At 53.6% G+C, this 22,795-nt stretch carries 24 protein-coding genes; 13 read left to right on the forward strand and 11 right to left on the reverse strand.

Annotation, left to right across the window (positions count from 1 at the left end):
• Positions 1–67: 67 nt before the first annotated feature.
• Positions 68–850, reverse strand: a complete 783-nt coding sequence (gene modE, locus ACOZIO_RS19025) for a molybdenum-dependent transcriptional regulator (RefSeq protein ID WP_421595585.1) — start codon at positions 848–850, stop codon at positions 68–70.
• A 189-nt stretch (positions 851–1,039) separates the two neighbouring features.
• Between modE and ACOZIO_RS19030 the strand changes: the two genes are divergently transcribed.
• The 4 genes from ACOZIO_RS19030 (at position 1,040) to modC (ending at position 4,074) form a co-directional block, all read left to right on the forward strand.
• Positions 1,040–1,195, forward strand: coding sequence for an AcrZ family multidrug efflux pump-associated protein (locus ACOZIO_RS19030; protein ID WP_129951990.1), 156 nt, complete (start codon positions 1,040–1,042; stop codon positions 1,193–1,195).
• 175 nt (positions 1,196–1,370) lie between these two features.
• Positions 1,371–2,144: a molybdate ABC transporter substrate-binding protein gene (gene modA / locus ACOZIO_RS19035; protein WP_421595586.1), complete on the forward strand. Its 774-nt coding sequence runs from the start codon at positions 1,371–1,373 to the stop codon at positions 2,142–2,144.
• 177 nt (positions 2,145–2,321) lie between these two features.
• Positions 2,322–3,011, forward strand: a complete 690-nt coding sequence (modB, locus tag ACOZIO_RS19040) for a molybdate ABC transporter permease subunit (protein ID WP_129951988.1) — start codon at positions 2,322–2,324, stop codon at positions 3,009–3,011.
• A gap of 1 nt (position 3,012) precedes the next feature.
• On the forward strand, positions 3,013–4,074 hold the full coding sequence (gene modC / locus ACOZIO_RS19045; RefSeq protein WP_129951987.1) for a molybdenum ABC transporter ATP-binding protein ModC: 1,062 nt from the start codon (positions 3,013–3,015) through the stop codon (positions 4,072–4,074).
• Positions 4,075–4,086: 12 nt separating this feature from the next.
• Here the strand turns inward: modC and ACOZIO_RS19050 are convergent, their stop codons facing one another.
• Complete coding sequence (locus ACOZIO_RS19050) at positions 4,087–4,350, reverse strand: helix-turn-helix transcriptional regulator (protein ID WP_217139303.1); 264 nt, start codon at positions 4,348–4,350, stop codon at positions 4,087–4,089.
• Positions 4,351–4,494: 144 nt separating this feature from the next.
• Here ACOZIO_RS19050 and ACOZIO_RS19055 point away from each other — a divergent pair, with 144 nt between their 5' ends.
• A complete protein-coding gene (locus tag ACOZIO_RS19055; protein WP_129951985.1) occupies positions 4,495–4,767 on the forward strand; it encodes a helix-turn-helix domain-containing protein in 273 nt (90 codons plus the stop codon).
• A gap of 51 nt (positions 4,768–4,818) precedes the next feature.
• Here the strand turns inward: ACOZIO_RS19055 and ACOZIO_RS19060 are convergent, their stop codons facing one another.
• Entirely contained in the window at positions 4,819–5,640 is an 822-nt protein-coding gene (locus ACOZIO_RS19060) for a pyridoxal phosphatase (protein ID WP_129951984.1), read from the reverse strand.
• 234 nt (positions 5,641–5,874) lie between these two features.
• Between ACOZIO_RS19060 and pgl the strand changes: the two genes are divergently transcribed.
• Both pgl and ACOZIO_RS19070 read left to right on the forward strand, forming a co-directional pair.
• Positions 5,875–6,873 carry a 6-phosphogluconolactonase gene (gene pgl, locus ACOZIO_RS19065; RefSeq protein WP_129951983.1) on the forward strand — a complete coding sequence of 333 codons (999 nt, stop codon included), beginning with the start codon at positions 5,875–5,877 and terminating at the stop codon, positions 6,871–6,873.
• Between the two features lie 255 nt (positions 6,874–7,128).
• Complete coding sequence (locus ACOZIO_RS19070; RefSeq protein ID WP_421595587.1) at positions 7,129–8,640, forward strand: methyl-accepting chemotaxis protein; 1,512 nt, start codon at positions 7,129–7,131, stop codon at positions 8,638–8,640.
• Between the two features lie 79 nt (positions 8,641–8,719).
• Here ACOZIO_RS19070 and ACOZIO_RS19075 read toward each other — a convergent pair whose 3' ends face one another.
• The 6 genes from ACOZIO_RS19075 to ACOZIO_RS19100 all read right to left on the reverse strand — a co-directional run bounded on the left by ACOZIO_RS19075 (position 8,720) and on the right by ACOZIO_RS19100 (position 14,815).
• On the reverse strand, positions 8,720–10,000 hold the full coding sequence (locus tag ACOZIO_RS19075; protein ID WP_217139300.1) for a putative acyl-CoA thioester hydrolase: 1,281 nt from the start codon (positions 9,998–10,000) through the stop codon (positions 8,720–8,722).
• 122 nt (positions 10,001–10,122) lie between these two features.
• Positions 10,123–10,605, reverse strand: coding sequence for a kinase inhibitor (locus ACOZIO_RS19080; protein WP_421595588.1), 483 nt, complete (start codon positions 10,603–10,605; stop codon positions 10,123–10,125).
• Positions 10,606–10,642: 37 nt separating this feature from the next.
• A complete protein-coding gene (locus ACOZIO_RS19085) occupies positions 10,643–11,338 on the reverse strand; it encodes a type 1 glutamine amidotransferase domain-containing protein (RefSeq protein WP_129951979.1) in 696 nt (231 codons plus the stop codon).
• A gap of 41 nt (positions 11,339–11,379) precedes the next feature.
• The gene (locus ACOZIO_RS19090) at positions 11,380–12,417 is read right to left on the reverse strand and encodes an NADP-dependent oxidoreductase (RefSeq protein ID WP_129990559.1); all 1,038 of its coding nucleotides are present in this window, start codon (positions 12,415–12,417) and stop codon (positions 11,380–11,382) included.
• A gap of 422 nt (positions 12,418–12,839) precedes the next feature.
• Positions 12,840–13,619, reverse strand: coding sequence for an ABC transporter substrate-binding protein (locus ACOZIO_RS19095; RefSeq protein WP_129990558.1), 780 nt, complete (start codon positions 13,617–13,619; stop codon positions 12,840–12,842).
• A gap of 41 nt (positions 13,620–13,660) precedes the next feature.
• On the reverse strand, positions 13,661–14,815 hold the full coding sequence (locus ACOZIO_RS19100) for a methionine aminotransferase (protein WP_129990557.1): 1,155 nt from the start codon (positions 14,813–14,815) through the stop codon (positions 13,661–13,663).
• 154 nt (positions 14,816–14,969) lie between these two features.
• Between ACOZIO_RS19100 and ACOZIO_RS19105 the strand changes: the two genes are divergently transcribed.
• Positions 14,970–15,923 (forward strand): LysR substrate-binding domain-containing protein, encoded by a 954-nt coding sequence (locus ACOZIO_RS19105; protein WP_217139296.1) that lies wholly within the window; start codon positions 14,970–14,972, stop codon positions 15,921–15,923.
• On the opposite strand, the gene bioA is transcribed toward ACOZIO_RS19105, so the two are convergent.
• Positions 15,924–17,201 carry an adenosylmethionine--8-amino-7-oxononanoate transaminase gene (gene bioA / locus ACOZIO_RS19110; protein WP_421595589.1) on the reverse strand — a complete coding sequence of 426 codons (1,278 nt, stop codon included), beginning with the start codon at positions 17,199–17,201 and terminating at the stop codon, positions 15,924–15,926.
• A gap of 180 nt (positions 17,202–17,381) precedes the next feature.
• Between bioA and bioB the strand changes: the two genes are divergently transcribed.
• The 4 genes from bioB to bioD are packed head-to-tail and all read left to right on the forward strand — an operon-like array spanning position 17,382 to position 21,089.
• Positions 17,382–18,419 carry a biotin synthase BioB gene (bioB, locus tag ACOZIO_RS19115; protein WP_129990555.1) on the forward strand — a complete coding sequence of 346 codons (1,038 nt, stop codon included), beginning with the start codon at positions 17,382–17,384 and terminating at the stop codon, positions 18,417–18,419.
• A 3-nt stretch (positions 18,420–18,422) separates the two neighbouring features.
• Entirely contained in the window at positions 18,423–19,574 is a 1,152-nt protein-coding gene (gene bioF, locus ACOZIO_RS19120; protein WP_129951972.1) for an 8-amino-7-oxononanoate synthase, read from the forward strand.
• Positions 19,558–20,349, forward strand: coding sequence for a malonyl-ACP O-methyltransferase BioC (gene bioC / locus ACOZIO_RS19125; RefSeq protein WP_217139294.1), 792 nt, complete (start codon positions 19,558–19,560; stop codon positions 20,347–20,349). The genes bioF and bioC overlap by 17 nt, the downstream gene beginning before the upstream one ends.
• Positions 20,350–20,408: 59 nt before the next feature.
• On the forward strand, positions 20,409–21,089 hold the full coding sequence (bioD, locus tag ACOZIO_RS19130; protein ID WP_129951970.1) for a dethiobiotin synthase: 681 nt from the start codon (positions 20,409–20,411) through the stop codon (positions 21,087–21,089).
• A 4-nt stretch (positions 21,090–21,093) separates the two neighbouring features.
• Here bioD and ACOZIO_RS19135 read toward each other — a convergent pair whose 3' ends face one another.
• Positions 21,094–21,804: an ABC transporter ATP-binding protein gene (locus tag ACOZIO_RS19135; RefSeq protein ID WP_129951969.1), complete on the reverse strand. Its 711-nt coding sequence runs from the start codon at positions 21,802–21,804 to the stop codon at positions 21,094–21,096.
• 348 nt (positions 21,805–22,152) lie between these two features.
• On the opposite strand from ACOZIO_RS19135, the gene ACOZIO_RS19140 reads away from it, so the two are divergent.
• Positions 22,153–22,368, forward strand: coding sequence for a hypothetical protein (locus ACOZIO_RS19140; protein WP_129951968.1), 216 nt, complete (start codon positions 22,153–22,155; stop codon positions 22,366–22,368).
• The last annotated feature ends 427 nt before the right edge of the window (positions 22,369–22,795 follow it).

Raw genomic sequence — 22,795 nt, forward strand, 5'->3', positions numbered from 1 at the left:
GCAAGTCAATTGACAAATCTGCAAAATGAAAACGCTGATTTTGCAAGATCCTGATTAACTTATTTTTTTAGCATAAGGTGGCAAGGATTACTTTGTCGTCATCAAATTGTGCGAAAACGCTCTGGCCGGTTTTCAGTGTCAGTTTGTCGGCTTCGGCATTTGGCACTGTCGCACATAATATTTCACTGCCCTGGAGCTTCATCAGCACTTCGCTGCTGTTTTCACCGCGCTGGATGTGGGTGATATCGCCCTGCAAGGCGTTATGCGGGTGATCAGCCTGCATGCTCAGCGTGATCCATGGCGCTTTGATCAGCACCAGGACTTCTTTACCGGGCGTTAACGCCAGACGGTCGGCGCTTTGTTCAGTGACCGCTGCGCGGATCCTTGTTTTGCCATCAGCCAGCAGGACATCAATATGCTGCTGAACGATGCTGTACCCGCGCTCAATGACATTGCCGAAGAACTGGTTGCGCGCACTGGTTTGCAGGGAGAAACGTGAAATAGCCGCCAGCAAACTGTCGAGAGGGAGCGAATCTTCTTTCAGCACGTCGAAGGCTTTTTGCTGAATTTGTGCCAGTAATTCATAAAGCTGGATCAGACGCTCGCCGTATGCCGTCAGCACCGCGCCACCCCCACCTTTGCCGCCGGTGCTGCGATCGACCAGCGTCTGATCGGCAAGCTGATTCATTTCATTGATGGCATCCCAGGCACTTTTGTAACTGATGTTCGCGAGCCTGGCCCCCTGACTGATTGAACCGGTCTGGCGCACCTGCCGCAGTAATTCAATGCGGCGCGGATCGGCAAACAAACGTTGCTGAAGTTTAAGGGTTAAGAGAATTTCGGCTTGCATCGCAGCTTCCTTGTGAGAATGAGGGCTTATTGTCGCCGCTAAACCAGCAGGCAGGCAAGTTGGCGAAATGCTAAAGTAATTACCGTCCCGTGCTGTTATTATCCGCAACAGTTTGATTTTTCGTTTTTGGCTTCATGTACGAAGTCCAACATCGCCTCAGGGCGATTCAGCCAGTTAAGTGAGGCTATCATGTTAGAATTATTAGAAAGTTTGATTTTCGCTGCCGTCATGGTACCGGTTTTCATCGCTGTGATCCTGGGCCTGATCTGGGGGCTTGGCGAAGTATTCAATATCATCTCCCACGTGGGTCACTCTAAAGAATCCCGTGAGAAGCCTCATTACTGATTAATGAGCTTTTTTCCGGAACCCGGCCATCGCGCCGGGTTTTCTTTTTATCGTTCAGATCAAAAAACCATAGGTTATCCGCCCCTTGCTCCTAAAAATGCATGACATCGTTTCCTGCTGCGTTATATTAAGGATTACATAACGAAACATTTTTTCACAAAGGCGAAGGAAAACGATGACATATCAATGGGGCAAAGTATTCACCGCGACCGTTCTGGTAGCAGGACTTGGTGTTCAGGCTCAGGCAGCAGAGAAAATCACTGTGTTTGCCGCCGCATCACTGACCAACGCATTGCAGGATATTGCAACGCAGTATCAGAAAGAAAAAGGCGTGCAGGTTGTCTCATCTTTCGCCTCATCTTCCACACTGGCCCGTCAGATAGAGCAAGGCGCTCCGGCAGATATGTTTATTTCTGCCGATCAGCAGTGGATGGATTATGCCATCAGCAAACAGCAAATGGTGGATAACACCCGTTATACGTTGCTGGGTAACGAGCTGGTGCTGATTTCGGCGGCCGGCAGCAAAATCAACAAAGTCGACATCTCAGAGAAAACTGAATGGACCAAACTGTTGGGCGACAGCCGCCTGGCGGTGGGGGACCCGGATCATGTCCCGGCCGGGATTTATGCCAAAGAAGCGCTGCAAAAACTGGGAGCCTGGACCACGGTGGAACCTAAACTGGCGCGCGCCAGCGACGTCCGTGCGGCCATGGCGCTGGTAGAACGTGAAGAGGCACCGGTGGGCATTGTGTATGGTTCTGACGCAGTGGCCAGTAAGAAAGTCAAAGTGGTCGGTGTTTTCCCGGCATCGAGCCATAAGCCAGTTGAGTATCCGATGGCCATTGTTAAGGGGCACGAAAATGCGACAGTCAGCGGTTTTTATGATTATCTGAAAACGCCGGCAGCGGCTGAAATCTTCAAAAAATACGGTTTCACGCCTCGCGGCTGAGTTCATCGCTGTTGCTGAAAACAGATAAGGCCCTCCCGCACTGCGCAGGCTTTATCTTTTCCTCTCTGTTTCTTTCCCCGTGTGTGATTCTCTATACTTTGATGGGTATTAAAGCCTTCGACATTTTTGCCGATATTTCATCTCTGCGACACATAAATTCAGGATTAAGAAACCGACATGATGTTGAGTGAATATGAGTGGCAGGCGGTACTTCTCAGTCTGAAAGTATCGAGCCTGGCCGTTGTTTGCAGTCTGCCGCTTGGTATTCTGATGGCGTGGATTCTGGCCCGTGGCCGTTTCCCCGGTAAATCCCTGCTCGACAGCATTATTCATTTGCCCCTGGTATTACCGCCGGTGGTGATTGGTTATCTGTTGCTGGTGGTGATGGGGCGTCGTGGTTTTATTGGCCAGCGACTGTACGAATGGTTTGGTTTCAGCTTCAGTTTTAGCTGGCACGGTGCGGTGCTGGCCTCAGCGGTGGTAGCATTTCCGTTGATGGTGCGTGCGATCCGCCAGTCGCTGGAGGCCGTTGACCCTAAACTTGAACTTGCTGCCCGCACGCTCGGCGCGTCACCGTGGCGGGTGTTTTTCACCCTCACACTGCCGCTTTCCACACCAGGTGTCATTGTCGGCATAGTGCTGGCGTTTGCACGTTCGCTGGGCGAATTTGGCGCAACCATCACCTTCGTTTCGAATATTCCGGGTGAGACCCGTACCATTCCTCTGGCAATGTATACCCTGATTGAAACACCGGGTGCGGAAGGGGCTGCCGCGCGGCTGTGTGTGTTGGCGATCCTGCTGTCTCTGGCTGCACTGCTGATTTCTGACTGGCTGGCAAAACGCAGCCGTATCCGGCTGGGAGGCTGACATGCTTGAACTCGATTTCAGCCAGACGCTGGGTAGCCTGAAATTACAGGTGACGCAGACCTTACCGGCGCAGGGAATAACGGCCATTTTCGGCTTGTCAGGTGCGGGGAAAACCTCGCTCATTAATGCCATCGGTGGCCTCACCCGGCCTGACAGTGGCCGCATAACGTTGAACGGTCGCGTTTTATCCGACCGGCAAAACAACATTTTCCTGCCGCCCGAAAAACGTCGCATCGGCTATGTTTTTCAGGATGCGCGCCTGTTTCCGCATTACCGCGTGAAAGGTAATCTGCAATATGGCATGGCGCCGTCGATGCGCGGACAATTCGATAATATCGTGCGTTTGCTCGGCATCGCGCCTTTGCTGGATCGCTTCCCGCTTACGCTGTCCGGCGGTGAGAAACAGCGCGTGGCAATCGGCCGGGCACTGCTGACAGCACCGGAAATTTTGCTGATGGATGAGCCGCTGGCCGCGCTCGATATTCCGCGTAAACGCGAACTGATGCCTTACCTGGAGCGTCTGGCGCAGGAAATCAGCATTCCGATTTTGTATGTGACGCACAGTCTGGATGAGATTTTACGTCTGGCAGAAAAAGTGCTGGTACTCGACAGCGGTAAGGTGCTGGCCATGGGAACGTTGGAAGAGGTGTGGGCAAGCAATGTGATGCGTCCGTGGTTGCCCAAAGAAGAGCAAAGCAGTGTGCTGAATGTCAGCGTGCTTGAACATCATCCGCGCTATGAAATGACGGCGCTGGCGGTTGGCGATCAGCGTTTATGGATCAGTAAAGTCGAAGAAGTACCCGGCACGGCGCTGCGTATACGCGTGAATGCCACGGACGTTTCTCTGGTATTGCAACCGACGGCGAACAACAGCAGTATCCGCAACATTCTGCCGGCAAAAGTGCTGGAATGTCTGGATCTGGGAAATCAGGTGGAGGTCAAACTGGCGATGGCCGATCATATCATCTGGGCGCGGATCACGCCGTGGGCGCGCGACGAACTGATGATCCGCGCAGGACAATGGCTGTATGCGCAGATCAAGAGCGTGTCAGTTAATCGTTAAGCGTACTGCGCCTTACTTTTCTGACGGATTAAAAGCGGCATAAAGCACCAGAACCTGTTCGGCAAACGCGTCATCGAGAATATAAAAGTAACATTCCGGCACGTTAAGCACGCGGGCAAAATGACACATGGTGTCAAAGTTCGGGCTGTACGTGCCGTTTTCATATTGCGATACACGCGAACGCGCCGTGCTCTCATCTATTCCGGCCAAAACACCCAATTTTTCCTGCGTAAGCCTGGCTTTTGCCCGCGCGGATTTCAGTCGATGTGGGATCATTATCAATAACCATAGAAACCGTATTGACGTTATGTTTAGCATCACTTAACATTATTGTTGTTTAGAGTTACTGGACATTGTTATGTGTCAGTGTAATTCACAATTCAGTTAGCTGAACTAACAACAAAGGAAGAAGGATGAAAAATGGAAAATGACTGGCATCCGGCGGATATTATTGCCGCATTACGTAAGAAAAGAACCTCACTGGCGGCGCTCTCAAGGCAAGCCGGTTTAGGTTCGTCGACACTGGCCAATGCACTGGCGCGTCCGTGGCCGAAAGGGGAAATGATCATCGCTCAGGCTCTGGATATACCTCCTTCGGTGATCTGGCCCAGCCGGTATTATGACGAAAACAGGCGATTAATCCCCCGTACCGTCCGGCCGGTCAGGAATAAGACGTTGGAAACTGACGGATAAGCCTGCAAAAAACACCTTCCTCTGTAGCAGAGGAAGGTGCACCGGTAACGGTTAATTCAGCACTTTGTTGCGGATAACCTCAGCGATTCCCGGTGTTTCGTGGTCACCAATCACCAGCGCCGCACGTTCTTTGATAGCATCATCTGCATTGCCCATCGCCACGCCAAGACCGACATTTTCCAGCATGCTCAGGTCGTTGTAGTTATCACCGAACGCCACCACATCCTGCATGGTCATGCCCTGAGATTCGACCCATTCCTGCAAGCGGCGGCCTTTGCTGTTGCCTCCTTTTGCAACATCAACCTGATCATGCCATGACCATTCACAGGCCAGACCCAGCTCATTTTCTACCTGTGCGGCAAAGGTGTGCAGGGTATCGAGATCCTGATGCGATGTGGCAAATTTCCAGACTGACTGTGCGTTGTCAGCGGCTTCGCGCAGGCTGTTAACCTGAATAATGTTCGGACGCTGATGTTCCGGCAGGGTTTGCCCCCAGGCAATGGAACGGCTGACGTGGCCGCTCGGCTGCTGATACAGCATGGCGTCATCAACATATAACAGACCGTGGATGCCGTGATATTCCAGCAAGTCGATCACTTTTTTGGCTTTGACCGGATCCAGCGGATCGGAGGTTAAAACCTTACGTGCCTGATAATCATATAAATACGTGCCGTTACAGCAGATAGCAGGTGTATCGAGCTGCAATGCCTGATAAAAGGGATGGATGGCCACATGATGGCGTCCGGTCACGACGACGACTTTGACCCCTTGTGCACGGGCATCTGCCAGCGCGGCAAGGGATTCAGGAAGGATACGTTTTTGGCGGTCCAGCAGCGTCCCGTCGAGGTCGAGCGCAATAATGCGATAAGTCATGAGCAGTCCATCGTAAGTGAGGGGGAATCGGGGAAATTATCGCCATGTTACCTTTTTTAGCCTGCTAATTAAACTGCGTATCCGGCACCAAAGGGGTCGCCGTATCGTGGTAACCTGAGCTACGCTTTAATACCCGGCATATTTCAAGTTGCAGATACGTTGGCTGCGCTTGTCTTCCTGCAACTCGAACTATTTTGGGTATTACAACTATTTGATTCTTAATAAGGAGATGTGATGAAGCAAGTCGTCTACGTTGCCAGCCCTGAGAGCCAGCAAATCCACGCTTTTCGTCTGGCAGACAAGGGTGAACTGAGCCTGCTACAAACGGTGGAAGTTCCGGGACAGGTTCAGCCGATGGTGATTCATCCTGACGGCCATCGTCTGTATGTTGGCGTGCGCCCTGAGTTTGGTGTGCTGACCTACCGCATTGACCATGAAGGTAAACTGGAAGAAGCTGCGATGGCCCCATTGCCGGGCAGTCCGACGCATCTGGGGATCGACCTTCAGGGACGTTTTGTGTTCTCCGCGTCCTACAGTTTTAATAATGTCAGCATTCATCCGCTGGATGAAAAAGGGCTCGCGCTTGCGCCTGTACAGGTGCTGGAAAATATCCAGGCTCCGCACTCCGCCAATATCGACCCGACCAATCAGGTACTGATGATCCCTGCGCTGAAAGAAGATCGCATCCGCCAGTTCGACTTCAGTGCCAACGGCGAAGCGACGCCGCACGCCGCGCCGGAGCTGAAAACTGCAGCGGGTGCGGGCCCGCGTCATATGGCATTCCACCCGAATCATCATTTTGCCTACTGTGTAAATGAACTGAACAGCAGCGTGGACGTGTACCAGAAAGACGTCACCAGCGGCGAATACCGTCAGGTGCAGACGCTGGGGATTATGCCCGCTGATTTCACCGGCACCTGCTGGGCTGCTGATTTGCACATCACGCCGGATGGCAAATTCCTCTACGCCTCAGACCGGACTGCCAGCCTGATTTCTGTGCTGACGGTGTCAGAAGATGGCAGCGTGCTTGAGCTGGTCGGGCATCACACTACCCAGACACAGCCTCGCGGTTTCAATATCGATCACACTGGCCGGTATGTGATTACCGCAGGACAGAAATCGGACGCGATTGAAGTGGCGAAAATCGATCCACAAAACGGTCAGCTGACCACCCTGAAAACTTACCCTGTGGGCAAAGGCCCGATGTGGGTAAGCATTCTGGAAATTAATTAATCACAATAGGTTACTTGTTAGTTTTGTTAATGTTATATTTTTAACTGACCAATAATACCGCCGTGAAATAATGATCAAGCTCCTGTAATAAGGGGCTTTTTTATTGCCTGTGCCAGACGTGCTATTGATTAGAAATATTTTAATGTCTCTATAAATGTTGAACAGCGCTGGTCGATAACTCTCCCGTTATTCACTCATTTTGCGGTGGCGCTGCCACTTAAGAATCAGTCCTTTTTGGTTATCAGGGAGAAGTAAATGAATGTACTTTCAGGGATCACTGGCCGGGTTCTCCATGCCACAATCGCTAACAAGCTCGGTGCAGGATTTGCGCTGGTATTGCTTCTGGGCTCCTTTATTGCTGTGTCCGGTATCTACCATCTGACCAGCATCAATCAACGCGCTGAAAAAGCGACTTTGCTCAAAACCGTTAACGATCTGCTGAGCGATGCCAAATTTACCCGGCTTTCCTATATGGCCAGCAAAGACCCTAAATTTGTTGAAGAAAACCGCCAGGCGCTGGATAAACTGGAAACCCGCCTGGGAGAAGTGGCGGCGTATGCCTGGGAGCCGGAAGATCAGCGCCTGGTAGAGACTATGCCGGCAAATATTCAACGCTACCGTGAAAGCTGGCAGCAGACGCTGAATCCTCCGGCAGGCAGTGATCCAAAACACATCACCGCCCGTTTGGCTGAAGCCGGGCTGGCACTGACCTCCGCGTCTAACACGCTGCTCGATCATGAGATGAACAGTCTTCACCAGGAAGTATCGCGCACCATTTCCGAAATGCTGGTGATCATTGTGGCAGCCATAGTCACGGGTGTGCTGATTTCATGGCGCATGACCCGGCAGCTGACGCTCCCGTTGCGTCACACGCTGCAAATTGCACAACGTATCGCTGCCGGTGATCTTTCGACGCACACCACCAGCCACAGCTTTGACGAAGTGGGGCAACTGAGCCGCGCAATTGAAACCATGAACCAGAATCTGCACGGCATCATCGGTGATATCCGTGAGGGCGTAACGCAGGTGACCCGTGCCTCGGGTGAAATTGCCGCAGGCAACATCGACCTGTCAGCCCGTACCGAAGAGCAGGCTGCGGCGCTTGGGCAAACAGCGGCCAGCATGGAACAACTGACCTCAACGGTGAAACAGAACGCCGACAATGCCGCGCAGGCCAGTCAGCTGGCTTCCGATGCTGCCAGCACGGCGGCGCGGGGCGGTAAACTGGTGGCGGATGTCGTGGGTGTGATGAAAGAGATCACTGTCAGTTCGAAGCAGATTTCGGAAATTACCACTGTCATCAACAGCATCGCTTTCCAGACTAATATTCTGGCGCTTAACGCTGCGGTTGAAGCGGCGCGGGCAGGGGAACAGGGCCGTGGTTTTGCGGTGGTCGCCAGCGAAGTGCGCAGTCTGGCGCAGCGCAGCGGGCAGGCGGCGAAAGAGATTGAAGGGCTGATCGATAAATCGGTGATTAATGTCAATAACGGTTCGCAGCTGGTGGCGAAAGCCGGTGACACCATGGAAGAAATCGTCGGCTCGGTGCGTCATGTGACGCAAATCATTCATGAGATTGCGTCGGCGTCTGACGAGCAAAGTCGCGGCATCAGTCAGATTGCGCTGGCCGTGGCGGAGATGGATACCGTGACTCAGCAAAACTCGGCACTGGTTCAGCAGTCAGCCAGTGCAGCGGCTTCGCTCGATGAGCAGGCGGTGAATCTGGAACGCACCGTGTCAGTATTCCGCCTCGGTAATGAAACCCGCTAAAAGACGGGCAGAAGAAGGCTGAACGAAAAAAAACCGCCGGAGGCCCACCCCGGCGGTTTTTTCATGGCATCAGACTGAATTACTTCGCAGGCTGAGTCAGTACATTGTTGTACTGCCACAGGCGGTTGAAGTTAGTGTCATTCACGTTGCGCTGCTGTTTTTCATCTTTCGGCACATTGCCAACAAACGGATGCCCGGAGAAGACGGAAGCGCCCCACGGATTCATCTGGTCATAGCTGTTGTCGAAGCTGCTGTCACGGATCACCAGCTGGCTGCTTGCGCCCTCAGCATCCCATGCACGGCCCATTTTGGCTTTCGCTGCCTGCTCGAAGCCACGGTCACCGGTCAGGTTGCTGTCGATCACCAGGAAGCCGTAAGGCGCGGCGGCTGGCGTGTTTGGCGCGAAGATGGACGCCTGTTTCACGCCACGGCTGCTGACAGTGTGGAACTCAACGTGATCGAATACTGCATTAGCGCGGCCAAATACGTAATCCACATCACCGACGATCAGGCTGTTATGCACGTAAGCACGGCTGTAACGGCTGTTGTCAGTCTGGTTGTGGATGTTGGCGGTATTGACCATAAAGGTATTCTGGCGGCCAATCAGACGCACGTTATCCAGAATCACATTGTCACCATCGGTACGCAGCGCAACGGCAGAATGATCACCGGCATCCACGGTATCGAGCAGGGCGTTACCAATAGTCAGGTTCTGTATCTGAACACCGTTGCTTTGTGACCAGACGGTCGCGGTACAGCCAGTGCCGATGGTTTCAGTGGTCAGGGTGGCACAGTTCCGGAACATATAGTACGCGCGATCGCCCGGCAGGAACTGGCCGTTAGGGCTGACGGTTGAACGGTATGTTGCCGGAGTGGCGGACGCTTCGAGACCCTGTGCGAGGGTAACATCAGAAGCGCTATTGCCCGCACCGAATAAGGTCACTGGCGGTGCACCAGCCGGGATGTAAACCGCACCGTTATACGTGCCTGGCAGAATTTTAATGAAGATACGTTCGCCGTGGTTACGCACAGCCAGTGCCGCGTTTACCGCCATCTGAACGTTGGAGTATTGCGCGCCATCTGTGCCTAACTGCGGGCCCACCACGAAACTGGTTTTCACACCGTCAGTGCTTGCCAGTTTAGGGAACCAGCCCTGTTGCTGAACCTGCAAAGAAGGGCCGCCAAAGGCGAGATAATTTTTCGTGGTAAAATTGGCCGCTTCGTCCGCTGATAACACGGGCAGTGACGCGGTGCCCGGAGCAACCTGGCTGGATAAGCCTTGATGGCTGCTGCTACATGCCGCCAGGATAAGACTGGCAGACAATACAGCGCACGCGCGCGACAGGGTGGAAATTTTCACTGTGACTGACTCCTTGATGAAGAAGATTATTCTTTTTTTCAATGTTGCAGCAAACGCCGCAATAAAAAAACGGTGGCCAGTAAAAACTGACCACCTTTTCTGCGTCTTTTATACCACAGGAATCAGCTGTATATCACTGTCAGTGATGCTTTGCCGAGAGTATGGAAGTGCACGTTGAAGCCGAGATATGCGCCGCTGGCATTCTCATCGACTTCCAGCGTTTCTGTATCGATGGCGTAGACGGTGAAATGATAGTGATGGTGTTCGCCCTGCGGAGGGGCTGCGCCGCCATAACCGGCCTTACCAAAGTCAGTGCGGGTTTGTACCGCACCTGTGGGTAAACCGCCTTTGCCGGAGCCTGCACCTTGTGGCAATTCGGTCACGTCAGCCGGAATATTGGCGACGCCCCAATGCCACCAGCCGGAACCCGTCGGGGCATCCGGATCATAGCAGGTGATAACAAAACTTTTGGTGCCCTCAGGCGCGCCGGACCAGGTCAGATGCGGCGACAGGTTGTCACCGTTGTAGCCCATGCCGTTAAAAACCTGCGTTTCCGGCATTTTTTCGCCATCGCGCAGATCATTACTGGTCAGTGTAAATGCCATAAAACCCTCTTCAGATGATGAAATAGTCACGGTCAGATTACTTGCCGGCCCCGCCGCCGCCCAGCAATTTCAGCAATGCCTGTGCGACCGCTCTGGAAGAGGCCGGATTCTGCCCGGTGATCAGGTTTCCGTCGGTAATGGAATAAGGTCGCCAGTCTGCCGCCTTACTGTAGTCACCGCCATGTTTTTTCAGCTCGTCCTCGACCAAAAAAGGCACGATATCGGTCAGCCCGACCGCGTCTTCTTCGCTGTTACTAAAGCCCGTCACGCGCTTGTCTTTCAGCAGCGGCGTGCCGTCCTCCACCAGTACATTGCGCAAAACCCCCGGTGCGTGGCAGACCGCAGAGACCGGTTTGCCCGCAGCCCAGAATGCCTGGATCAGCGCGATGGAGTGCGGGTCTTCAGCCAGATCCCACAACGGGCCGTGACCGCCCGGATAAAAAATGGCATCGAAGTCATCAGCGTTAACATCAGCAAGTTTGTGCGTGTTTGCCAGCACCTTCTGTGCATCTTTATCATTACGGAAACGTTCGGTGGTTTCGGTCTGCGCATCCGGCTCATCGCTTTTCGGATCGAGCGGTGGCTGTCCGCCTTTCGGCGAAGCCAGCGTCAGTTCGGCACCGGCATCCAGAAATTCGTAATAAGGCGCAGTAAATTCTTCCAGCCAGAAACCGGTTTTCTTACCGGTTTCACCGAGTTTATCGTGTGATGTCAATACCATCAGTAATTTCATGTAACCTCCTGTGGACGTTGCCGGCTGACGTTAAGAATAAATCAGTCCTGACCGACACGGACGACCAGTTTGCCAAAGTTTTTACCCTCAAGCAGACCAAAGAACGCCTGCGGAGCATTCTCTAATCCTTCCACGATATCTTCACGGAATTTGACTTTCCCCTGTTCAAACCATTCACTCATCTGTTTTGCAAATTCCGGATAGCGATGGCCGTAATCATCAAAAATAATAAAGCCTTGCATACGCATGCGTTTCTTCAGGATGGTGCCGGTCAGCAAGGAAAGGCGGTCCTGACCATCTTTCAGACCGGTTGCATTATATTGAGAAACCAGCCCGCACAGCGGGATACGTGCTTTGGTATTGAGCAGCGGCAACACGGCATCAAACACCGCGCCACCGACATTTTCAAAATACACATCAATGCCTTCCGGGCAGGCCGCTTTCAGACGTTTATCCAGATCCGGCGCGCGGTGATCCAGGCATTCATCGAAACCGAAATGCTCAACCGCATAGCGGCATTTTTCTTCGCCACCGGCAATCCCGATTACACGGCAGCCTTTGATCTTACCAATCTGTCCGACCAGCGAACCGACAGGCCCCGTCGCGGCAGCCACGACCAGCGTTTCGCCCGGTTTGGGTTCACCGATATCCAGCAGGCCCATAAAAGCGGTAAAACCCGGCATGCCCAATACACCCAGTGCGAGGGACGGTTGTTTGAGTGCTGCCCCTTCCAGTTTCTTGACGTCCTGGCCATCGGCAACGGAATAATCCTGCCAGCCGGTTCTGCCGACCACTAAATCGCCGGGTCTGAAATCCGGGTTTTTCGATTCCACCACGCGGGAAACTGCACCACCGGTCATCACCTCACCGATTTGCACCGGTGCGGCGTAGGAAGGCGCGTCGCTCATGCGTCCGCGCATGTACGGATCAAGTGACAACCAGACGGTGCGCAGCAATAACTGGCCGTCTTTGGCTTGCGGTAACGGGGCTTTTTCCAGACGAAAGTTATCATCGACAGGTTTACCGTGAGGACGTGAAGCCAGCACGATGCGGCGGTTTTCAGATTGTGACTGAGGCATATCAGTTCCTTCCTTTTTTCTTATAAGGGGATTCAAAGTCAACGTAATTGGGAATAAGTATAGGACGCTAAACAGTCATCGGACGAAGCGGTTTATGCCATGTTGGAATAAATCCTGGGGTTTTTCCCTGAAATAAGAGTAAACCTGAAAACGCAACAGTTCACTGCCGTACAGGCTGCTTAGAAAGCTTTCTGCGTGTTTCTAACTCAAGACTAGAAATCATTGCCACAAGCCGGTGCGTTTGGCGAAGAAGTCATTGGGAATTCTGAGTATTCTCCCCTGCGAAGGGGAGGGTAGGGGTGGAGTATTAATATCAAAATCAAAATGTTGAAGTATGCTTTGGCCGGGTGTCAGCCCTTAAAACCTCCACCCGATTTCCCCTTTCGCAGGGGGAGGAGCAAAGCTCATTAGCACAAGCTTCTTTATTTTACGCTCACATCAATATCACCAAAGTATTTCTTCGAAAGCGCTTTAACCACGCCGTCTGCCTGCACCTTAGCGATGGCTGCATCAAGTTTCTCTTTCAGCGCGGTATCGCCTTTACGCAGGCCGAACGCGATGCCGCTGCCGAGGATCTTGTCATCACGTACGGCGTCGCCGACAAAGCCATAATCTTTACCGTCCGGACGCGACAGGAAACCGCTCTGACCGGCCGGCGCCAGTACTAACGTGCCATCAAGGCGGCCGGATGACAGATCCAGATACACCTGGTTCTGATCCTGATAAGAAACGATATCCACGCCTTTCGGTGCCCAGTGCGCCTGCGCATAACTTTCCTGAATCGAACCCTGCAATACGCCGATATGCTTGCCTTTCAGTGACTCAGTTGTCGGCAGCAGGCCGGAATCTTTTTTGGCGATCAGTTTTGTCGGTACGCGGTAAATGACTTGTGTGAAATCAATCGCCTGACGACGTTTTTCCGTGACGTTCATCGCCGAGTTAATCGCATCAAATTTACGGGCCTGCAATGCTGCAATCAGGCCGTCGAACGAGGTGTCGTACCAGTCGCACTTTACGCGGGCCGCTGCGCAAACGGCGTTGCCCAGATCAATATCAAAACCCTGTAATTCACCGGTTGCGCTTTTCGATTCAAACGGTGGATATTGTGCTTCCAGGCCGAACTTCAGTGTGGAACCGTCAGCCAGTGCGGAGAAAGACGCCACGGCGCAACCTAACAGCAATGCGATTTTCAATTTTTTCATTATTCACAATTCCCCTGCGTTATTCAGATAAATACCCGGTCTCAGACGCGACACAGGCGGCGTGCGCCTTCGTACAACGTGTCGTTATCTTTGGCGAAACTCAGGCGGATAAGCCCGGTAGGTTTGTTATTGCTGTAAAACGCTGACAGCGGAATGGTCGCAATCTGATAATCACGTATCAGGCTCAGCACAAATTCATCGTCCGTCAGCGGACTGAAATGACTAAAGCGCGCCAGCATAAAGAAACTGCCACGGCTTGGCAGTAATTCAAAGCGGGATTCGCTGAGGGCTTCGGCCAGCAGGTCGCGCTTTTGCTGATAAAAACCGGCCAGTTCCAGATAACTTTGCGGGTCAGCCAGCGCGTCGGCAAAGGCCACCTGCATCGGTGTGTCGGCGGAGAACACCATAAACTGATGGACTTTGCGGATTTCATCCATCAGCTCTGCCGGTGCCAGACAATACCCCACCCGCCAGCCCGTGACGTGATAGGTTTTGCCAAAAGACGACACAATCACGCTGCGTTCAGCCAGTTGCGGATGACAGGCCATGCTTTCGTGGCGCTCGCCGTCAAACACCACATGCTCATACACTTCATCGGACAAAATCACGATATCGGTATTTTTAGTCAGCGCTGTCAGGCGTTCGATATCGACATCCGTAAAAATAGCACCGGTCGGGTTGTGCGGGCTGTTAATGATGATCATCCGGGTGCGGCTGTTGATCGCGTTTGCGACCTGATCCCAGTCGATGCTGAAATCGTCCATCGACAGGCCGATAGCCACCGGCTTTGCCCCCTGTAAACGGACGATCGGTGCGTAGCTGTCAAACGACGGTTCGAAATAAATCACTTCATCGCCCGGATGTACCAGAGCGCTGATGGCGGAATACAGTCCTTCGCTGGCGCTGGCAATGACCGTCACTTCGCTGTCGGCATCATATTTGCAGCCGTAAAGCGCTTCGGCTTTGGCGGACAGCGCATGGCGTAATGCCGCCACGCCGCTCATAGGCGCGTACTGGTTATGACCTTCGCGCATGGCTTTAGCGACGCTGTCGATTAATGCGGGCTGGCATGAGAAATTCGGTGCACCCTGCGACAGGTTCAGTGCGTTATGTTCGGCGCTGAGCTGGCCGATAACGGTAAAAATAGTGGTGCCGACGTCAGGTAATTTTGACCGGGGCGACATGGCGCTTTTCATAGCATTTCCCCAAAAAACAGGCCGTGTGGCCATGACAAGGTAAAAAAAGGTGTTGAATGATTAAGCAACAGTTCCCCTGTGCCGACAATGGAAAGTTTGTCATACTCGTCATGATCTGAAGTCATGGCTATGCGATGTGCCTAACGGGGTAACTGTGAGTTTTTCTCCTGAATTGCCGTATCTGAATTTACCTTCGCTCAATGTGTTGAAAACCTTTGCTGTGGTGGCGCAGACGCTCAATCTGACGCATGCGGCATCGTTGTTGCATATTACACAAGGCGCGGTCAGCCGCCAGATTACCGGGCTTGAGGCCACGCTGGGTTATCCGTTGTTTTTACGTCAGGCCCGCGGGCTGACGCTGACTCCGCGCGGGGCACAGCTGTTGCCGCCGGTACAACAGGCACTGGCGCTGATGGGCGAAGCCCTGAAACGTGTCGGTTCGCACCCGGATACGTTACGCATTAAATGCCCGACCTGTTCCATGCGCTGGTTGCTGCCGCGGGTGATTCAGTTGCAAAACGACAGGCCCGATATGCAGATCGAGCTGACGGCTTCCATTGCCCACGGCGTGGATTTCAGCAACGAGCATTTTGATGCCGCCGTGGTGTTCGGGCGTCAGCCGGAATCACAGCGCCGCGCGCATCATCTGTTTGACGAAGTGCTGACGCCGGTGTGTACCCCGGATTTCCTGCCGCGTCATGAAGGGAAAACGGAAGTGGCGGATCTGGCCGATAAAACGTTGCTTCACCCGACGCGGGATCGTCGCGACTGGTTGTTGTGGCTGCGTGAGGAAGGCGTGCAGGGGCTGCCTTCGGCGAAATCGCAGCATTTTGATACGCTGGATCTGGCGATCAACTCGGCATTACAGGGCTATGGTGTTGCCATAGGTGATCTGACATTAATTGAAGATGATTTGCAGGCGGGAAGGGTGATTGCGCCGTTCCCGCTGTGTGTGGCAAGCGGGGCATCGTATACGCTGTTGTATCCGGAAAACCCGACACCCGCGCTGAAAGTCGCCATTGATTTTCTTAATGAAGAAGCGCGGCTCAGCCGGGAAAAACTGAGCGCGCTGTTGTCCACCTCGCACCGGTTAGTCAGTACAGGTTAATCAGTACAGTGTGGTCAGGGCGCTGGCGATGGCACCGGTCAGTTTGCTCAGTTCTTCAGGTGAAATGATGTACGGTGGCATCAGATAAATCAGTTTACCGAACGGACGTATCCACACGCCCTGCCCGACGAAATGCTTCTGCAACCGCGCCATGTCTACCGGCTGGCGCATTTCCACCACACCTATTGCTCCGAGCACCCGTACGTCAGCAACGCCCGGATGCTCTGCCAGTGGCCGCAACCCGGCATTCAGCTGCTTTTCAATGTTCAGTACCTGTGCCTGCCAGCGGTTTTCCGCCAGTAAATGCAGACTGGCGTTGGCGACCGCGCAGGCCAGCGGATTACCCATAAAGGTCGGGCCATGCATGAAACATCCGGCCTCGCCGTCGCTGATCACCTGCGCCACATGGCGGGTGGTAAGCGTGGCGGAGAGTGTCATATAGCCGCCGGTCAGCGCTTTACCGAGGCAGAGAATATCCGGTGAAATCCCGGCGTGATCGCAGGCAAACAGCTTACCGGTGCGGCCAAAACCGGTGGCAATTTCATCAGCAATCAGCAACACGCCGTATTCATCGCATAACTTACGTACGCGGTTGAGATACAGCGGGTGATAAATCCGCATTCCGCCCGCGCCCTGAACCACCGGTTCTAAAATGACTGCCGCAATTTTGGGGTGATTCTCGTCCAGCATGTTGGCAAACGGCGCGATATCCGCCTCATTCCATTCACCGTCAAAACGGCTCTGCGGCGCATCGGCAAAAAGATGCTGTGGCAGATAACCCTGATACAAACTGTGCATCGAATTTTGCGGATCACAGACCGACATCGCGCCAAAGGTGTCGCCGTGATAACCATTGCGCAGGGTCAGCAAGGTCTGCCGTTTTTCGCCGCGCGCCTGCCAGTATTGCATCGCCATTTTCAGCGCCACTTCAACGGCCACCGAACCGGAATCTGCCAGAAATACACATTCAAGACCCGCAGGCGTCATCTCTACCAGACGACGGGATAACGCAATCGCCGGCGGGTGAGTCATCCCGCCAAACATGACATGTGACATTTTTCCGATTTGTGCGATGGCCGCCTGATTGAGCTGCGGATGGTTGTAGCCGTGGATCGCTGCCCACCATGACGACATACCGTCCACCAGCTGGCGGCCATCAGCCAGTTGTAACATCACGCCGGATGCGGATTCGACCGGATACGCGGGCAGCGGTTTGGTCATAGACGTATACGGGTGCCAGATGTGGCGCTGGTCGAATTCAATATCGGCGGGTGTCATAAACGAGTCCTGCTGAGGGTAAGTTGTAAACCAAAAAATAATTTTAACGTTGACGGTAAACCAAAACAAATTAAAAATGGTTTACGGATTATGAAAACATCAAGCCCAAAATCATTCTGATTGCATCTAGGCAGCCTGAAGGATGAAGGGGTAACAGATTATTATTTGGAGAAGTCATCAATGACTACCCGCACCCACTGGACGCTGGAAAAAACCCAGGCCCTGTTCGATAAGCCATTCCTTGAGCTGATGTTCGAGGCGCAGCAAATCCACCGTCAGCATTTCGATCCGCGTCAGGTTCAGGTCAGTACCTTGCTGTCGATCAAAACCGGTGCCTGTCCGGAAGACTGTAAATATTGCCCGCAGAGTTCCCGTTACAAAACCGGGCTGGAGTCTGAACGTCTGATGCAAGTCGAGCAGGTGCTCGAATCTGCCCGTCAGGCGAAAGCCGCCGGTTCGACCCGGTTCTGCATGGGCGCGGCGTGGAAAAACCCGCATGACCGCGACATGCCCTACCTTGAACAAATGGTGCAGGGTGTGAAAGAGATGGGCATGGAAACCTGCATGACCCTCGGCACGCTGAACACCACGCAGGCACAGCGTCTGGCGCACGCCGGGCTGGATTTCTACAACCATAACCTTGATACCTCACCGGAATTTTACGGCAGCATCATTACCACCCGCAGCTATCAGGAACGTCTGGACACACTGGCGGAAGTGCGCGGCGCGGGCATTAAAGTGTGCTCCGGCGGGATTGTCGGTTTGGGCGAAACCGTGAAAGATCGCGCCGGTTTACTGATGCAACTGGCGAACCTGCCGGTGCCACCGGAAAGCGTGCCGATCAATATGCTGGTGAAAGTGAAAGGCACGCCGCTGGCTGATAACGACGATGTGGATCCGTTTGATTTCATCCGCACCATCGCGGTGGCGCGCATCATGATGCCGCAGTCTTATGTGCGTTTGTCCGCCGGTCGTGAGCAGATGAGCGAGCAGACCCAGGCAATGTGCTTTATGGCCGGTGCCAACTCCATCTTCTACGGCTGTAAACTGCTGACCACGCCAAACCCGGCGGAAGACAAAGACTTAATTCTGTTCGGCAAATTGGGGCTTAACCCGCAGGCATTCGAAACAGAAATGGGCGATAACCAGCAGCAGGCCGCGCTGGCTGAACAGCTGGTTCATGCGGATACCGACCAGTTTTACAACGCCGCCGTATAACCGATGAGCTGGCAAACGCGGATTAACGAAGCGGTAGCCGCACGTAAACAGGCAGCGGCATTTCGCGTACGGCAGCCAAACCGGGGCGGCAGCGCACGCTTCCTGACGCAGGGCGAACGGCGTTATCTGAACTTTTCAGGTAACGATTACCTGGGCCTGAGTCAGGACGCAGACGTGATTGCCGCGTGGCAGCAGGGCGCGCAGAGATATGGTGTCGGCAGCGGCGGTTCCGGCCACGTCACCGGTTACAGCGATGCGCATGCAGAGTTTGAGCAACAGCTGGCCGGCTGGCAGGGATATCCGCGTGCGTTGCTGTTTATCTCCGGTTTTGCGGCAAATCAGGCGGTTCTCGCGGCGCTGATGCAAAGCGATGATCGCGTGCTGGCTGACAAACTCAGCCATGCGTCTTTGCTGGAAGCCGCAGCGCATGCGCCTTCGCTGTTGCGCCGTTTTCATCACAATCAGCCGGATTCCCTGCAACGCCTGTTAGAAAAACCGGTAACCGGTGAAACGCTGGTGGTGACCGAAGGCGTATTCAGCATGGACGGCGACATGGCACCGCTGGCTGATCTGCAGCATTTATGCCAGGCACACGGCAGTTGGCTGATGGTCGATGACGCACACGGCGTGGGTGTTACCGGTGAACAAGGGCGGGGCAGTTGCTGGCAGCAGGGCATCAGGCCGGAACTGCTGGTGGTTACCTTCGGAAAAGCTTTCGGCTGCAGCGGCGCGGCGGTGCTGTGTGATGATGCTACTGCCGATTATTTGTTGCAGTTCGCCCGCCATCTGATTTACAGCACATCGATGCCGGCAGCGCAGGTGTGTGCGTTACAGGCGTCACTGGCACGAGTCCGGCAGGATGACGGCTTGCGTGATAAACTGGCGGCCAATATTGCGCGTTTTCGCGCGGGTGCCGCCGGTTTGCCCTATCAGCTCACCGGTTCGCAAACGGCGATCCAGCCGGTGATTGTGGGTGAAAATCAGCCCGCGCTGGATCTGGCTTCGGCGCTTCGCGGGCGCGGATTATGGGTCAGTGCCATCCGTCCACCGACGGTGCCACCGGGCAGTGCGCGGCTGCGCATTACCCTGACGGCGGCGCATGAGCCGGAAGATATCGATTTTTTGCTGGAGTCCCTTTATGGGTGCAGTCACTGAATTAGTGAACAAACAAGCAGTGGCCGATGCGTTCAGTCGCGCCGCCATCAGCTATGAAAACGCCGCACAGTTGCAGCGTGATGTGGGTGAGGAATTACTGGCGCTGGCTGCGCCGTATCTGAAAGACGCCGGCAAGATTGTCGTCGATGCGGGTTGCGGTACCGGCCACTTCAGCCGGTACTGGCGGGCGCAGGGCAAGAGTGTTCTTGCGCTGGATCTCTCCGAAGGTATGTTGAACCGTGCGCGTGAACTGGATTCAGCCGATGAATATATCCCTGGGGACATCGAACGTCTGCCGTTTGCCGACAATTCTGTCGACATCTGCTTTAGCAATCTGGCCGTGCAGTGGTGCAACGCACTGCCGCGCGCGCTGGAAGAAATGCACCGGGTCACCCGCAACGGCGGGCTGGTACTGTTTTCTACCCTGGCAGAAGGTTCGCTCAATGAACTGGCTGCGGCGTGGATGAAGGTCGATGGCCGGCGTCACGTGAATCAGTTCCTGACACCGGACAAAATCGCTGAAGCCTGTGCGCCGTATCGTCATGAAGTGACGTTCAGCGATCACGTTGCCCGATTTCCTGATGTCATGTCACTGCTTCGTTCGCTGAAAGGCATCGGCGCGACGCACATCAAGAACGGCCGGCTCGGCGGCCTGGGTGGCAGGGAACGTCTGCAATTACTGGACAAACACTATGCCCGCCGCGACGGCATCCTGCCGCTCAACTACCGGCTGGTCTACGGCATTTTGCAGGTCGAAGAACTGATCCCTCGCTGATCGGCTCCTCCCCTTCGCTGGGGAGGGAGCCAACCAACACCAGACTTTTATTAAAATAAATGATGAAAAAATACTTTATTACCGGCACCGACACTGAAGTCGGTAAAACCGTGGCGACCACTGCTTTTTTACAGGCTGCTGCATGCGCCGGACACACAACCGCCGGTTATAAACCGGTGGCATCAGGCAGTGAAATGACCGGGGAAGGGCCTCGCAACAGTGATGCGCTGGCCTTGCAGGCTTACAGCACTGTCGGGCTGCGTTATGACGAAGTGAACCCGTGCACGTTTATCGAACCGACGTCACCTCATATCGTCAGCGAACTGGAAAACCGGCCGATTGATCCACAGGTGTTATCAGACGGGTTGCGTCATCTCGAACCGCTGGCGGACTGGGTGGTGGTGGAAGGCGCGGGCGGCTGGTACACGCCGCTGACGGCAGATTACACGTTTGCCGACTGGGCGGTGGCCGAACAATTGCCGGTAGTGTTAGTGGTAGGCATGCGGCTCGGTTGTATTAACCATGCCGTGCTGACGGCGCAGGCCATTGTACAAAGCGGCTTGCCTCTGGCAGGCTGGATAGCCAATGACATTCAGGAAACGGGGAAGCATCATCAGGCTTACAGAGAGACACTCACGCGTATGCTGCCTGCGCCCCTGTTGGGCGAGATCCCGTACCTGACTCAGGGTTTGGACGTGAATTTAGGCCAATATCTGGATCTGGACCGCCTCACCCGCTGAGACATCAGACGGTCAGATAATTTTTGACTAACGTATCGTCAAGCTGCGCCAGCGTGCCTTGCGCGATGTTTCGTCCGTCATCGACCAGACAGAAACGGTCCGCGACGCTGCGGATGAACGGCAATTTATGGCCGACCAGCAACAATGTCAGACCAAGATCACGGTTCAGGCGGTGAATAATATTACCCATATTCGCCGCCATTGATGCGCTGGTATGCTCGGTGGGTTCATCCAGAATCAGTAATTCAGGCTCCTGAACCAGTGCACGGCTGATTGCCAGTTGCTGCTGCTGGCTTTCATCAAGTTCACCGGCTTTGCGCGCTCCCATTTCCTTTAGTGTCGGAAAAAGGTCATACACTTCTTCCGGCACACGACGGGTCTTATTCCGGCTGGCCATCATAGCAATTTGCAGGTTTTCATCGACGCTCATCTGGGAGAAAATCTGCCGTCCTTGTGGCACGTAACCGATACCCATTTGCGCACGGCTTTCGACCGGCAAATTCAGCAGACTTTGCGGTTCTTCATCACGTGATTGCCAGGAAATTGCACCGCTTTTCACCGGAAGATGCCCCATGATGCAGTTCACCAGCGTGGTTTTTCCTACGCCATTTCGCCCGATCAGGCAGGTACATTGACCGCGGTACAGTTCGAGATTGATATCCCACAGAATATGTTTTTGCCCATAATACTGATTAACTGATTTTACACTTAACATCAGATCTCCCTCCCGCACGGAGCCTTCCGCTGAACTTCACTTTGACGGCCACTGTCATATTTCTGACATTTATGTTCCGCTATTGATGCCCCTGACAGAATTTAATCCCGTTTGTTGACGGACAATCTGACAGCATCAATGACAGATAAATATCCCTTAACCAGTCATAAATGGGGCTAAGAGAGGTTTCCCTACGTTAAAAATGATTCTGTACCCCAGAAAACAGGGAGATCTTCATTTTTTACGCCGGGGTGAAAAAAGCAGTTCTGGCTGCCTTAACCTTTTCATGCACAGACGTTGCAACTCTCAGGCCAAGTTTGTAAAAACGGCAGGGAAAAGGGGCGTTGCATGGGTGTTACCAGCCAGGCCCCTTACAATTTAGGATTATTCATTAGCGTTTCTGAGGTTTTGAGTTTTCCCCCGCAGGGTGCGGCATCAAGGGAACTGCACTTTGCCAGTGCTGCCCTTACTGCTTTTGGTGCAACCTCATGGACAAACATGAGCAAAAAATCCTGTCGGGATGCACTTTTGGTTTTTGCAAGAAACATCAGCCTGACTCTCTAGGCAAAATAGGCATAAATAAGGAGATAAAAAAGATAAAAAATAACTAAAAAAGACCTCTCAGACCGGCAGGAGGCAAAATCCTGTTTTTTACCAACTCCCGCAGCGCGGGGCGTGCTGAGACTTATCCACTATTCCTGTGGATAACCTTGTGTATGAGAGTAAGAAAAGTTGCTACAGACGAGTCAGCATGCGGGTTCCGCTCAGTTTGCCCGTATTCGCAGCTTTTTAGTGATAATCTTTTTAATCAATGAGTTACCTAAAAGCAATACAGTCGTAATTCGTTCGTCATAGTTGTGTCAATCTTCGTCAGCCTGTGGTCAGAAAGCGGAAGGGGAAAGAATTTTGGGAAAAAATGTCACCTGATGGTGAGAGATCTCATCTTTCATATCCTAAAAAAGTGCAGCAGCGCCAGCAGGTTAAACGCAAA

Origin of the sequence: Rahnella sp. PD4, from assembly GCF_049199325.1 — a bacterium.
GTDB classification, from domain to species: Bacteria; Pseudomonadota; Gammaproteobacteria; order Enterobacterales; family Enterobacteriaceae; genus Rahnella; species Rahnella perminowiae.